This is a genomic window from Ignavibacteria bacterium (genome assembly GCA_016707005.1).
Classification (GTDB): domain Bacteria; phylum Bacteroidota; class Ignavibacteria; order Kapaibacteriales; family Kapaibacteriaceae; genus UBA10438.
This window is the reverse complement of sequence record JADJIQ010000001.1, coordinates 95,504-110,722: the sequence shown is the minus strand read 5'-3', so window position 1 is coordinate 110,722 and position 15,219 is coordinate 95,504. Positions and strand designations below refer to the sequence as shown.

Here is a 15,219-nt window from a genome sequence, read left to right as displayed (position 1 = left end):
TAACGGAATAGACATGCAGAAATCTATCGCTCAATCACCACTTTGGTAGAGCGTACACCTTTCGGCCAACAAAAAACAATGAGATATGAACCAGTGGAAATCCCGGATACATCTAAGGCTAGAGAATCAAGTCCTTTGCTGCTATTATCGATTGAAAGTTGTGCCGAATAATCTCGTTCAAGTTTTCCGTCCAACGTGAAGAGTTTTAGTGTCGCATCTCTCCTGCCAGCAGTTCCGAACTCACCAATATCGAAATAGATAGTTTCCGAAACCGGATTCGGCCTACATCTGGTTTGATTTCGATCTAAATCAAACTGATCAACAATGGTAGTAGACCCAAAGTAGTCTTCTAAATCAATCGTGTCCCAGACGCCCAGGTCTGGTACGCAGCGAACAAGTAAGGAGGGATGCCATATGGCGGCACTTGTGGAAGTACTCGATTGAAACGGCTCTCTAAGAGACCAAGGAAGAGTCACATCTCGGACAATTTCTTGATTTCGAATCAAGATCATTCTCGATTCAATACGATCATACAACAGAACTCCATTTGGAAGTTGGAGTATCTTTAATGATAACAGGTTGACTGGCTTCTCAATGCTAACAACATTTGAATCGAGTATTTGAGTGCCGACATTCCTGCGAAACACGATTCTGCCAGTATTCGGCTGTGGAAATCCTTTGTACATTCCTACGCTAAGAACTGTATCACCTGAGGCGCCAATTGCAAACGAGTTATTAACCAGTCGTAGAGGCACCAAGGTATCGGCAGTCGGATCTCGAGTTATGACATAGGATCCAAATCCACCATCGAGGGCAAAGAACTTTCCAATCTCTCGCGCACGATAGAACCCCCCGAAAATGCCAGAGAGGACATAAGTGCGCCAGTCCACACCATTGTCACGCGAAAGAGCCACTCGATTCCCACCTAAAGACGCAATAACGCCTGCATCTTTTAATCTTAACAGAGCTCCTATCTCGCCTTTTAGGCGACTGTCCCAGCTAGAATTTACATTAGTGGCATACGCTAGGCCCTTGGTTCCAGCAATAAGGCATCCCGACGTTGGAGACTGATCAAACATGGACACTGCCCCAATAGAGTCCATTTTAGGCTCATCATAAGAATTGAATTTGGCGGCCAAAGCTTCGTCTGCAAAGACAGTTAGTTGGGCAGGCCAAGTCGGCATTTCAAAAGAGTAACGCAACACTTTAACTTGGGCACTCGAGAACTCCGCGAAGTGATTAGCGCTCCTCAGTTCGGAAGAAAGCGTTCCAGATACCTGGTGCCACTTATCTCGCACAGAGTAAAACAGACCGCCCTCCATTCTTGCTATATAAACAACGGAGTCGACAATAGTTCCAACGTTAAAATTTGCAAGTGTGTCCGGGAAGATCGTGAACCGTGGCATATCTTCACTAAACGCAACCATGGTAGAGGCGAATCCGTTGCCAGACCTTTGTTGCACCACAACTACTAGATCTATTGTACCGTCTTCAGTTGTCTGTTTTACGGTACTGAGTACGCGATAGTTTGTTCCATTCTCCAACGCCATTTTCATTTGATCTCTGACACTGTTCCCTTGCACGTAAAGTCTCGCCATGTCGGTAACAGCATAAAGCCGTCCTCTTCGATCAAGTGTTAGTCGACGATATGAGTCTTCAAGTAATGGGGTACGAATCAGGTCCTCCCCATTACCGGCTGAGTAGAGTGCTGTTCCACTTGGGTCGATACCAACAATGGTGTCACCTTGAACGATGACGTCACGAAACCACAGATTGTCTTTTAGTGTCCTGACTACATCTTGATCTATAGCACTCATTGTCGATCGCAAGAGGACGACTTGCTCGTCATTCGAGGCCACCACGTCACCTGCATCGCTAGAATTCAAAGTCCGGAATTGCCTCTCCGTGGATATCCACGAAGCTCCATTATCAGCCGTGCACCTAATCCACCCCTGTGATGTTCGAATCCATAGCTTCCCTTTGCTTGACACGACGTCGCTGACGTAATCTCCATCCGGGGTTCTAATCAAAGTGTAACCTGACAATGAGTCCGCTACAGCGATTTGCCCATTTGCAAAGGAAACCACTAGTGAACCATCGTGTTCAGTAACTGCCACAGGGCTCACGATTGTGAATGGCAAGACCCTATGGACCTGGCTGATAACAGGCGCTGCAAAGAACAAAGAAACCACAAACAAGTGGACGGACACAATTCTTATGGTTGTAATCATTTACAATCCTCCTGCGATTCAATAATGCGATTTCCCAAAACGACTACGGGCTTGTGCAAGTATTTATCTGGCATGGCCCAGTGGTTGATGGACACGGAAGACCTGAGTATGTGCAGTTTGCGAAGTGTACTTGTGGTTCGCCAGTGCAGGGGTCAGGATCGCCCGGCGCAATACACAATGCGCAATACTTTACACACTCCGTTGGTCCGCAAGGGGAATATGTATTGGTAGAGGTCCCGGGTATTGTCCCAGTCCACTGGTAGCAGCTGCCGTAACCAAAGTGTATTGCAAAGCCTGTGGTCCATGGGCAAGGTGTAATTGTACCATCAATATCACCTCTTACTGTCATGCGATAGATAATTTTCTTTCCAATCCTATCCATTAATGATGGACTGACTGGCAGGCCGCATTCACTTGGTATATGGATTTTACCGACTTGGACTTCTATCGTAGTCGCCAGTTTAACACAATACTCGACTGTTATAGTGCAGCAACCACCGCCTGGCTTCGGCACGCTCATTGTCTCAGTGTAGAAAGTGTAGCCGGTCGGGCATTGTGCCAAAGATGTCGTTTGAGTGGCGGCTAGGCAAAAATTAGTAGTGCCAACGCAACAAAGTATCGCACCAAGAAACTCTTTTTACGAGATGCATTAAATGCGATTCCACAGTCGTTAAGTAATCGTGTGACCCTCATTCTTGTCTCCCTGAAAACTATGTGAGCAAAACATTTGAACGCAATACTAAGTTATGACGTGCTCCCCCAAAATACTACCAACTGAAATGATAGTTTGGTGGTCGAAAGGAGCGAGGTATGGGACGGAAACATCATACAGAAGAGCAGATCATAGGGATCTTGCGAGCAGCTGAGGTGATCGTATCGAAGGGAGGCACTATTGATGCCTTTTGCCGAGATCAGAAGATCACGGAAGCAACGTACTACAGATGGCGCAAGATCTATGGCGGTGTGGGACTCGAGCAGGTCAAGAAGCTCAAGGATCCTGAGGCCGAGAACCGGCGTTTGAGACGAGCTATTTCGGATTTGACGGTTGACAACCAGATCCTCAAGGAGGTAGCCCGGGGAAACTTCTGAGCCCCCCGCCAGGCGGCGAGAGGCAGTTCATCATGTGATGAGCGTCTTAAATGTGAGCCAACGACGGGCATGCAAGACTCTTGGGCAGATACTTTCGACGCAGCGTCATGAGCCACTCAAACGCAAGGCAGATGACGCGGCTCGTATGCGCATCATAGCCTTGGCAAAGGAGTATGGACGTTATGGCTATCGGATGATATGGGGTTTCATGCAGGGAGAGGGTTGGAAGGTAAACCACAAGTTCGTCTACCGCGTGTGGCGCGAAGAAGGACTCAAGGTGCCATCAAAGCAACCCAAGCGAGCACGGCTGTTCCTGTCGGACGGGTCGGTTGTGCGTCTGCGTGCCTAGCGCTGGAACCATGTCTGGAGCTATGACTTCGTCACTGATCAAACCAGTGACGGACGCAAGTTCCGGACGCTCAACATCATCGATGAATTCACGCACGAAGCCTTGGCATGTCACGCAGCGCGTAGAATCAGAGCTATAGACGTGCTTGATATCTTGGCTGACCTTTTCACTCGGCATGGCACTCCAGAGCATATCCGTAGTGACAATGGTCCAGAGTTCATTGCCAAGCATCTCGTGTATTGGCTTGACAAACTGAACATCAAAGCCTCGTTCATCACACCCGGCAGTCCATGGGAGAACGGATACGTCGAATCGTTCAACGGCCGGATGAGAGACGAATTCCTCAACGGCGAGATCTTCCACACATTGCTCGAAGCCAAGATCCTGATTGAACAATGGAGACGCTTTTACAACACCAAACGTCCGCACAGCAGTCTCGGGTATCGACCACCGGCACCCGAATCTATACAACCAACCATTTTCAGGTTCGCTGCATAATGACTAACATTACAGGTGGACCAACAAACGGGGGCAGGTCAAATGCTTTAAGTGGATTCATTATTGTCATTTCTGGTATACAGAGTTCCCGGCCTAAGCGGTAGTGGTTCGGTTGATACGAAAGTTAGAACTCGATTACTTGTGAACCAACTGGCCTCATCCCCACTACTCCCCCGCTATCGCCATCCCCGCCGCATACGCACTCGACCAGGCCCATTGGAAGTTATACCCGCCAAGCCAGCCGGTGATGTCCATTACTTCTCCGATGAAGAAGAGTCCGGGTACGGTGGTGCACTCCATGGTCTTCGATGACAGACATGAGGTGTCTACTCCACCCTTGGTGACCTCTGCCTTTGCATAGCCTTCGTTGCCGTTGGCTGTGAGCGACCATCGTTTGAAGTTCTGGATGCATGCTTCGAGCTGCTTCTTGGGAACGGAGTTTACCGGCCGATCCAGCGTTGGGTCGTTCCACTGATCAAGAACGCGCTGAGCCAGGCGTTGCGAGAGAATGGTTGCGAGGTGACGTTTCTCACCGGGAAGATCCTCAACAAGACTGCTCAGGGAATCGTCCGGCAATACATCGAGTTCAAAGGTCTGATCATCACCGAGATACGATGAGATCTGAAGGATGGCCGGACCGCTCAGCCCCTTATGCGTAAAGAGGATGTTCTCGCGGAAGGAGATGTCGCCGGAAGTGACGTTGGCATCAACACTGATCCCGGAAAGCCCCTTCCATCTCGCCCCAAATGATGGAGGGAAGGTAAGGGGCACCAATGCCGGTGCTGTTGGAACGATCGGTAGTCCGAAGTGTGATGCGATGCGGTAACCGAGATTGGATGCACCAAGTGCGGGGATACTCAAACCGCCGGTTGCAACAACAACATTGCGCGCATGGAGATCACCTTCGTCGGTGACAACAATGAAGTGATCACTATGGGAGACGAGTCGAACGGTGACGTTGTAGTGCAACTCAACCTTCACTGCCTCACATTCGGCAATGAGCATGTCGATGATCTGTTGGGCTGAGTCGTCACAGAAGAGCTGACCCAGCTTCTTCTCGTGCCAAGTGATCTTGTGTTTTTCGATGAGGTCGATGAAGTCTTGCGGTGTGTATCTCGATAATGCAGAACGTGCGAAGTTGGGATTCTGCGAGATCATGTTCCGATGTGTTACCTCACGATTAGTGAAGTTGCACCGTCCACCCCCTGAGATACGGATCTTCTTTCCGGGCTTGTCATTGTGCTCGAGCACAACAACACGTTTCCCTGTTGATGCCGCGAATGCAGCACAGTGCAGCCCGGCAGCTCCTGCGCCAAGGATGATCACGTCGACAACATCGATCACCCTAGGGTCACTTTGCGATGATGAAGGAAGACACGGAGCTAAAGACGCCTGCACCGATGCGGACGAAGTAGATCCCGCTTGACATATCGGCGGTGCCAACGCGGACGCTGTACTCGCCCCCTGTCAGAACCACAGAGCCATCGAGGAGGTTCTTCACAACCTGACCTCGTGCATCGATGATCTCCAACGTTACAGGAACGGTCTCCTGCATGCGGAAGGTCACAACGGCATCATCGTGCACAGGCTGCGGATGGATGTTCATGCGCGGTGTGCCAACCGTAGAGAACTTCACAACGGTGATCTCACACTTGCCGCCGGTGACGAATGGTGCCCTGCCCCCTGTAGGAAGAATGTCGAGGAACTGCAAGGAGTCCGACACAAACCCACTCGAGGAAACAGTGATGTCGGTGGATTGCACCTCAGGAACCATGGCAACATATCGCAGCGTGGCTATCGGTCCGGCAGCGATGGTATCCGCACCACGCACTTCAATGAGCACCGAGCCCAAGGTTGGTGTGATCGTGGTTGCATTTGGCTCAGCCACAAACGAGGCATCGATATACTTCAAGGAACGGGGCGCATGGTCCACCACAACATCGAAGTTCAAGCCATTCATGAAGTAGGTAACGCCATTGTAGGTGGCCGAGATGTCCTTCTCGATCATCACCGGAACTTCAATAGTATCACCGATCACACCTGTGAGGGAATCCGGGATAAAGAGTGTACGTGTTGGTGCGAGTGCGACATCCAGCTCGGGAGCGTAGCCGAAACCGGTTACAGCTGTTGTGTCTCGCACTTCGCATGGGAAGGCGCTCACAGCGATCACGTTGGTATCTACGGACCGCTCCATTCGTGGACAGAAGCGGAGCGTAACAACGGCGGAATCGCCGGCGAGCACCGAATCTCCCAGTGCCGGGACGGAGCTGAGTACCGTGGTATACGCCGGCAGATCAAGCATCTGGTCGAGCGTATTGGTGATGTCGCCTGTATTGAAGACCGTGATCGTACGATCCGCACAGTCGAGAATACGCACTGAGTCGAAGGCTGTTGGCTGCGAGATGTTGATGTCGGACTTCAAGGCAAGGATGGTACCACGATCACCCGTAGCAATGAGTCGGTACAGGATCACATCCTCTGTATCGAAGTTGATACTGTCGATGGTGAGTCTGCTGTTCGCACGATTGTTGCTGACGGTTACAAATCGCATCACGGCGAAAGGAGAGAGCGAATCGATCCGACAGAAGTTCTTGAGCGTGAGTTGTTGTCCGCCGTACGGAGACGGTGCAAAGGTCAGAGACGGACTATACTGCACGCCCCCTGTTGCCGATGTACAGAAGCTTCCGATCACCGGAGCCGTAACATCCAACAAGCGCAGCTGTGTTGAATCAACATCAACACGCATTCCGATATCTACCACCGAGGCATCGATGGTGATGGAGCTGTAGATAGGCACTGCTAACGTATCACAGGACACCATGGCGAAGGTGTCGGGCAGTGACCTGTTGAGATCGTAGGCAAAACGAAGCCCCTTTGTTTGAGCAAAACCGGCTCCGCGTACGAGGACCGTTGTATCCCAGCCAACACATGGAGTGCTCATCCACAGCTTCATGCGTGCACGGTAGTCGCGAGGGGCTCGTGGGCGCTGACGCAATGTGATAACAAGGGAGTCACCCGGATCGATCGTCTGTGGGAAGGTGAGTGGCGCGTCGAGGAAGAAGACACGCTCGTTGGGTTCAAAAGTGATCGAGTCGATCACTACCCTATCCTGACCAGGGTTCAACGTGAAATCAGGGATCTTCACAACAACACTCAACGCTGTTGGACTCAGCACATCAACAACTCCCGACGGGAACTGGATCGATGACGGTGTTGGTCTGAAGGTGAGGGCCCTCTTCCCGATCAGGAAGGTCTCGAGTTCAGCACTCCATTGAGAGCCAAACGCCTTTACGTGCAAGGCAGCTCTACACTCCATCTGTGCCGTCTCTGCAGGTGTGCGCGGACAGAACGAAAGGATCACGGTGTCTCTCTCTCCCGGTGGGATCGTATACGGCACTGCACCCGTTGGAGAGAACTTTGACCTCCATGTATAAAACTGCGGTTTGCCACCAGGCACACCGGTTGAATCGATCCACATCGAATCAACGGTCATGTCAAAGACCTGCGAACCATTGAGAAGTTCGATCGTCCGTTCAATACACTCACACGGACGCACATAGCCGAAGTTCACAAGACTCAAGGCACTTTCGAGTTTGAGGATAACACCTCGACCATTCAGTTTTCCAACACCACGGATCACACACGGGTCAGACGAGTAGGCAATGAGGTCTGCATCGAACGTACGTGCGGCATCCGGACGGAATTCAATATCCACTCGGATAGAATCACGCGGAGCAAGGGTAAGGGGCAGGGGGCGACTTGTACCGAGGATCACAAAACCGGCACCGATGGAAAGACTGTCCAGTCTCACTGGCAACGATGATGTATTCTCTACGATCACCTGTGCCTGACGTACGTCTCCAACCTCAGCGATACCAAACGCTGTAAGCTGCGTAACGAACAACTTCGGCGTTGCCGATGTGCCGATGATCTGTACCTGCCACTCTGCACGATCAATGGAACGATAACGGATATAGGCACGATCCGCACGGTCCTGCGTTACGTCATTCGGACGATATCGTGTTTTGAACAATACTGAGTCGCGGGCAGGAATGGTGATGGCCTTGTTCACCCACGGAAGTGGCGGATCGAGCACGGTAAGACGTCCACCACTCTGATCAACGAAGGTCAATGAATCGATCGTTGCTGTTTGATTGGACAGGTTTACGATGTAGACAGAATCTTCACGCTCGGAGCAGGCGATCACGTTCTGTGTTTCCAGTACGAGCGGACTCGGACGGAAGGTCTGAAGGATGCCCTTCCCCTTAAGGTCGATGCAGTCCACCGTGTAGCAGCGTGTTTCAAACAGACAGAGTCGGTCGATGTACTGAAGTGAATCAGTTGGGCGGAACGTAACAGGGATCACCGTGGAATCCCCTGGACGGATGTTGCGACCCGTACCGTTCAACAAGGCGAATGACTCGCCCCTTTCAACATAGAGTGCAACATTGAGTGCATCGAACTTGCTGTTGTTGCGTGCCGTTACGCTGAGTGTACGTTGTTGACCAACGATCACATTCCCGAAGTCCACGAGGCCGTTCACCGACCATTCAACCTTGTTGTCGAGACCACGCCCGGTAACGTAAAGCTTCTTCTCTACCACACAACCTTGGATCTTCGTTCGTATGACGATGGAGTCAAAGACCACGCCCGGCTGACGTGGCAAGAACCTCACGGCATTTGGTGGGTACCCTGTTTTAGGATTGAGCGCGAAGGGCAAACGTATGCGGTAATGCGTGAAATCCGGCGGTACGATGATCGTATCGATCTGAATTGGCGTGAGGGTTAGATTCTGCCACGTATAGTTCTTCGGTGAGCTCAAGAGTCCAGGACAGGTTGGCTCGAATCTCATTGTATCAACCCTGCTCTGGCCATCTGAGGAACGGATTGAGATCACTTCTTGTGAGCGCCCCGCAAGAGCAACACGTAGAGGTGTGCGCTGACACCGATCATCGGAGAAGATCTGCAGCGTATCGAGATAGTCCGCCGTGGTGTCTCGCACAAGACAGCGGACAACAACCGTTGTGCATTGTCCGGGAGCTAGCACGAGTGGGAAGGTCACACCAACAACTCGATATCCAAGGGGCTCCTTGGCCGCCATGTTGCTGATGGTAAGGGTACGTGGCTGACCTAGCTGATCCGACGTATTACAGATCTGCAGAAGAGAGTCGATGTATGGCGTAGTGGTACACCCTACCCACAATGAATCGTAGGCGATACGTCCGCGCGATATACCAACCTCTGTGATACGATTGAGCTCAAATCGAATGCGCGTGTTCGGAAGTCCGCATCGATTGGTTGGACGCACTTCGAGTGTATCGATGATGCTGCCAACGTTCACACCGCGATATGTTACAGTGACGGAAACTGGTACACCCGGCGTGAGCGTAACACTTGTAGGTGCAACCGTGAAGTTCGCTGCTTCCGGACCGCGCATCACAAGAGCAGCAGCGCTGCCGCAGGCTGATGTGTCGCTCAGTACAAAGGTCCACGACTTTGTTGTATCACATTTGATCTCTTCCTTGATCGACGCGGGACTTACCGTGAGTGTTCGCGGAGCAACCCGAGTAGAAGCCTTGTTCGATGCTCCTGAACGCAGCTGACCCGTGTGACCATTGCCTGTTGCATCACAACAGTTATTGATGTTGTTGAGCGGTTCGTTACAACGCAGGTAGGCACGGAGTCCGGCCTCGTTGCCATTGAGCGAACGATCCTTCTGACAGTTGATCTCTGATGCCGTTAGTACTTTATCCCAGATACGGATCTCATCAACCTGACCAAGTAAGGTGCGATAGAGATTCTGATTATCGGCCATACCATTGAACGAACCGATCAGCAACGGCAGATCCGGTCTGTCAAGGGGCTTCAGGTATTGTGCTGGGTAGGTTGGATTCGTTACCGGTCCAGCAGCGATCGCACCATCGATATAGAGCGAGACACTTTGTGTAGCCCCGTCGAACACGGCAGCGATGTGATGCCAACCGGAGTAGAGCGCCTGAGCGCTGGTGCTGACGATGGTATTGTCCACGCTTTGCAGCGTTGCAACATCGCTGTTGACCTCAAACGTGAGCTGGTCGTTTTGATCGATGTAGAGAACGAAGACGTCGTTGAAATCACTGTTCGGACCCCAGAGTCCGGCGAGATACTGGCGCAGACCGGCCTGACGGTCCACACGTACCCACATCTCAAATGTCATGGCCGTTTGTCTGGCCCTTACAGGATTGCGAAGAAGCTCTAGAAAGTGAGCATTCCGTCCACTCGTAACGCTGAACGTTACGGCCTGCCCTATGCAGTCCTTGCGCGAATCACACGCAGGCGGGAACTGCGCCTGAACTGGCACAGAAAGCATGGCAAAGACTGTGATGAGGAGAACGCGAATCCATGCGCTCATAGGCTGGTCCGATCTGGAAGTACTGACGAAGAACCGCTACCTCAGGCAAGGGTTACGGTACAGGGTGAAAGATACGAACTCCGTAGTTTCACGGAGTGCCGTCAGTGTTATCTTTCAGCGTCTGAACTACATCCTACATGAGATTACCGACATGCGCCTTTTGACCCCTTTCTTGGTGGCACTCGCGGCTTGCGTTGTGCTCGCCCCCTCCCAGCTATCGGCACAGGCTCCTAAGGACATGGCCGTAATGCTCTCTGCCACAGTGGCTACTCAACCAAAGCCGCAGATCACACTGCGCTGGAATAGGGACGGTAATCAGCAGTTTGTCTACATCTGGCGCAAAACAAAGGAAGGAGCGGTCTTCCCGCCCGAGATCTTGGATTCGGTGACAGGGACTGGAACGCAATGGACTGATCAGACCGCCTCCGTGGGCGTAGCCTATGAATACCGCGTCTTCCGATACAGCAGCAAGCAGATCGGCTATGACTCCGTAGCCAAACAACCGATCATTCGCTTCTTCTACGCTACTGGATATATAACGAGTGGTATAGCAGCACCGCCGGCAAAACGCGAGAGGGTACTCTTGCTTGTGGACTCAACAATGCAGGGTCCATTGAAAGCGTCATTGGATATTCTCACCCTTGATCTTGAGAGCGAAGGCTGGGAAGTAACCATGCGCAGTGCTCCACGGGCCGAAACACTCGACTCATCCAAGGTCCGCCGTGTGCGAGACATCATAAAGGAAGAGTGGAACATTGGACCACGAGATCTGGGCGGCATCATCTTGATCGGTCGTGTTACTGTACCGTACTCAGGCAACATCGCACCCGACGGACACCCCGACCATCAGGGGGCATGGCCTGCAGACGGCACGTATGGAGATCCCGACGGTACCTATACGGACAATATCACCACCTCACCGACCAATGTCCGTCCGGCAAATCGGAATTCTCCGAAGGACGGGAAACACGATCAGAGTCAATTCAGCACAGACGTAGATATTCCCGTTGGCCGTATCGACTTCTTCGACATGCCGGTTTTTGCCAAGAGTGAAACAGAATTGCTCAGGCAATACCTGGCAAAGAACCACGCGTATCGCTCAAACACATGGAACGTGGCCATTGGTGGCGTGATCGACGATAATTTTGGCACCTACGGAGAACTCTTTGCATCGTCAGCATGGAGGTCCTTCAGCGTGTTTGGTGGTGACACAACAGTGAAGGCCGGAGACTTCTTCACTGATCTTGCCGGACCTACCACGATGCTTCTCGGCTACGGCTGTGGTGGTGGCACTGATGTTTCTGCAGGGGGCGTTGGCACTTCAACCGATCTTGCAACAAAACCTGTGAATGCAGTATTCACGATGCTCTTTGGAAGCTACTTTGGTGACTACAACACACAGAACAACTTCCTTCGAGCCTCTATTGCATCGTCTCCGAAGACCCTTGCATGTGGATGGTCGGGTCGCCCACATTGGTATCTCCACCACATGGCCCTTGGCGAGACCATTGGTTACAGCACGCGCATTTCCCAAAACAACCGACCGATCGTTGGCAATCAGTTTGGGAACTACGTTCCCAATATCGTCATCGTCAATGGGGCTCTTTCTATTTCAACGATCGGGGATCGCGGAGTGCACATTGCATTGATGGGCGATCCAACCCTGCGCGCATTTACAAAACCTGTTGCAGTAGTTGGAACTCTTTCAGCACAAACAGAATATCCCAACAAGGTCTTGCTCTCGTGGGCCAAACCGACGGGTGATGTTCAGGCCTACCTCGTGTATCGTCGGAAAGCCGGAGTACGCAGGTGGACGCCCCTTACTCCTTCTCCGATCACAACAACATCGTATCAAGATTCGCTTAGCAACGAAGGCGCTATCGAATACATGGTTCGTTGCTGTGCACTTCGTAGCTCGGCAAGCGGCACCTTCTATGACATGGGTAAGGGGCGCATCGCAACTGTCATCACAACCGGAGTAGAGGATCTTGTTGGCACAGCGGGTGGGCCCGCAGTAACGATCGGTGTGTGGCCAAACCCTGCAACAACAGATGCAAACATCTCCATCACTCTCTCGGCCACAACCAGTGTTTACCTACAGCTCGTGAACCTCACAGGTTCAATTGTGTGGGAACATGCTGCACAATCTCTCAGTGCTGGTGAACATCATGTGGCACTCGATGTGTCGGCATTGCCGATCGGACGATACATGTTGCGAAGCACTGCTGACGGTGTGACGAGCGTGAAGATGATCACGGTGATGCGTTAGAATGTCCACCTGAACGTTGGTACCGGGAAGAAGCCTTGCTGGTACTCGGTTGTGATGCCACCGGTTCGCGGGTTATAGGTCTGCGTAAAGACGTTTTGGTTATTCGTAACGTTCTGCAGATCAAGTGCGAACTCCATCGTTGACGAACCAAGTTCCATGCGATAGGAAAGTCGAAGATCCATTCGGAAGTACGGGTCTTGCAGTTGGGTGTAGGCCTGACTCTCATCGTAGACCGTGCGTCCGGCCGCTGCTGAAGCTTCGAGGTCGATAGGGGTAAGATAGCGCCCCCCTGTTGTGCTCACCTTGAGGTTCACAGCAATGACGTTGTTGTCCCCTACGGCGAATTCTTTGCCGCCAAGGAAATTGGCCACATAGCGGGTGTTGTAGGCTGTGTTCCGCTCAATACCATCTGACCCAAGGTAGCGCGAGTCAAAGAACGATCCGGTAACCAGGAAATAGAATCCGTTGCGGAAGAAATGCTCAAGCGTGAGTTCGAGTCCAACGTTGTGACCGGTACCAGTATTGATGAGGTTGCCTTGGTTACTCGGAGCAAACCCTGCACCGGTATTGATGGCCGAAAAACTTGATGGCGTTCTCTCAACGGGCACGTCGAAGAGCCATTGATAGTAGGTCTCGATACGAAGACGGATGTCATTGCTGATGAACCAGTCGTATCCAAGCACGGCGTGATGACTCCGCGTAAAGCCAAGGTCGAGATTACTGCGAACGAGAGCCCCGGATGAATCAGGTTCTTGCACGTTGTAGACGTAGATGTTCTGTGCCTGACTATGAAGGCCATATCCGGCATTGAGGCTCATCGTTGGTGAGACACTCCATACGATGCCGGCTCGTGGCTCAACAGCAACAGCATCACCCAGCGTATAGTATTGAGCATGGAGTCCGGCATTAACGGTGAACTCCTCGGTCAATCGCGTCCGTAGTTGAGCATACCCCTGCGACAGCGTTGCATCGTCTTCAATATCGATGTTGACGAGTTCGTTACTGAGACCGATGTTCTCAATTCGATACAGATCGTACTTCGTACGGTCAACAAAGAAGCCCCCTGTGATCGAGGTTCGATTCGTGAACTTGTGGCGAATGTTTCCGGCAACACTATATCGCGTGGTTGTGAGCTCTGCCTCTTCGTCGTGATATGCCTCGCGGGTCTGCGGGTTGATGGAGTCGCCCTTGTATTGCTCAAACGTACCTGATGCCCCAACAAGGATCTTCGCAAACGTGTTCTCGTCGAGAATGTGTTCGTAGGACAACCCCAACCAGCCTGTTTGATAGTCAACCTCGGTGTTGCGATCCGGGTCGCCGTAAAGATCCACTGCCGTTGTATCTACGTCATTTCCATAGAACGCCACATCACTCTTCCCACCTGTACCAAAGAGCGTCAACGTACCGGCCTCACCGAGTTTGGTAGAAAGCTTCACGTTGGCGTCCTGATAATCCGGGACAGCAGAACCGGTACCAAAGTTGATCCCAAGCCCCTTGAACACACCAAGAGTTGAGTAGCGATAGTTGGCAAGGAACGTACTTCCCTCCCATGCCGGACCTTCAGCGCCAAACTCAAATCCATTGAATCCTATCTGTCCAACGAACTCATATTTCTCGGGATTTCCATTGCGCATGCGCAGATCGAATACACCGGAGAGGGCATTGCCATACGGGGATGGGAAGGCGCTGGTCATGAAATCAGACTTATCGAGGACGTTGTTGTTCAGCATACTCACCGGACCACCCGTGCTGTTCAACGATCCAAAGTGATTTGGATTCGGAATGATCATTCCATCCATCTGCCACAACATGCCGGCAGGAGAATTGCCTCGTACAACAATATCGTTGCGACTGTCATTGGCACCTACAACGCCGGCGAAGTTCTGGGCCATTCGCGAGGGATCACCGAGCGAACCTGCATATCTCTTCGTGTCTTCCGTGTTGAAGGCCCGTGCCGATACCGATGTGTATTCGCTGTTTGTTACGGCCTCGTCCGCAGATCGGTCATAGACAACCTCTATCTCTTTTGAAGTGGAATACGATTCATTCAGTGTAACCGACATCACAACTTCCTTCCCCGCAGTGACGAGAACATTGTCGTTGATGTAGGGTTCATATCCGATCATCGTGATCTTCACGATCTTCCGTCCAAGGGGCACTCCGGCAATGCGGAACGTACCGTTCTTTTTTACGATCGCCCCCTTAATGGTCTTTCCATTTTCGATCACGGTAACAGTTGCGCCCGTGACGGAAGAGTTGGAGACTGCATCAAGGACAGTACCGCGGATGACCTGAGTGCCCTTCTGCGTAGTGTCCTGGGCAAGAGCTGCAAGGCCGGAGGTTGCCGCAACCATGAGTAGTATGAGTAGACGAACCGACATTGATACTCCGA

General features: G+C 51.9%; 5 protein-coding genes and 1 pseudogene. 2 read left to right on the top strand and 4 right to left on the bottom strand.

All coding sequences use genetic code 11. From position 1 onward, the window contains the following. Window positions 1–23 precede the first annotated feature (23 nt). On the bottom strand, window positions 24–2,231 hold the full coding sequence (locus IPI29_00555; protein ID MBK7411032.1) for a T9SS type A sorting domain-containing protein: 2,208 nt from the start codon (window positions 2,229–2,231) through the stop codon (window positions 24–26). Window positions 2,232–3,041: 810 nt separating this feature from the next. On the opposite strand from IPI29_00555, the pseudogene IPI29_00550 reads away from it, so the two are divergent. Then, window positions 3,042–4,167, top strand: a pseudogene (locus IPI29_00550) (IS3 family transposase). 165 nt (window positions 4,168–4,332) lie between these two features. Here the strand turns inward: IPI29_00550 and IPI29_00545 are convergent. Both IPI29_00545 and IPI29_00540 read right to left on the bottom strand, forming a co-directional pair. Then, window positions 4,333–5,508 carry an NAD(P)/FAD-dependent oxidoreductase gene (locus tag IPI29_00545; protein MBK7411031.1) on the bottom strand — a complete coding sequence of 392 codons (1,176 nt, stop codon included), beginning with the start codon at window positions 5,506–5,508 and terminating at the stop codon, window positions 4,333–4,335. Window positions 5,509–5,518: 10 nt separating this feature from the next. Further along, window positions 5,519–10,558: a choice-of-anchor D domain-containing protein gene (locus IPI29_00540; GenBank protein MBK7411030.1), complete on the bottom strand. Its 5,040-nt coding sequence runs from the start codon at window positions 10,556–10,558 to the stop codon at window positions 5,519–5,521. Between the two features lie 151 nt (window positions 10,559–10,709). On the opposite strand from IPI29_00540, the gene IPI29_00535 reads away from it, so the two are divergent. Then, window positions 10,710–12,827 carry a T9SS type A sorting domain-containing protein gene (locus tag IPI29_00535; GenBank protein ID MBK7411029.1) on the top strand — a complete coding sequence of 706 codons (2,118 nt, stop codon included), beginning with the start codon at window positions 10,710–10,712 and terminating at the stop codon, window positions 12,825–12,827. Here IPI29_00535 and IPI29_00530 read toward each other — a convergent pair. Further along, window positions 12,824–15,181, bottom strand: a complete 2,358-nt coding sequence (locus IPI29_00530) for a TonB-dependent receptor (GenBank protein ID MBK7411028.1) — start codon at window positions 15,179–15,181, stop codon at window positions 12,824–12,826. The genes IPI29_00535 and IPI29_00530 overlap by 4 nt on opposite strands. Window positions 15,182–15,219: the final 38 nt, after the last annotated feature.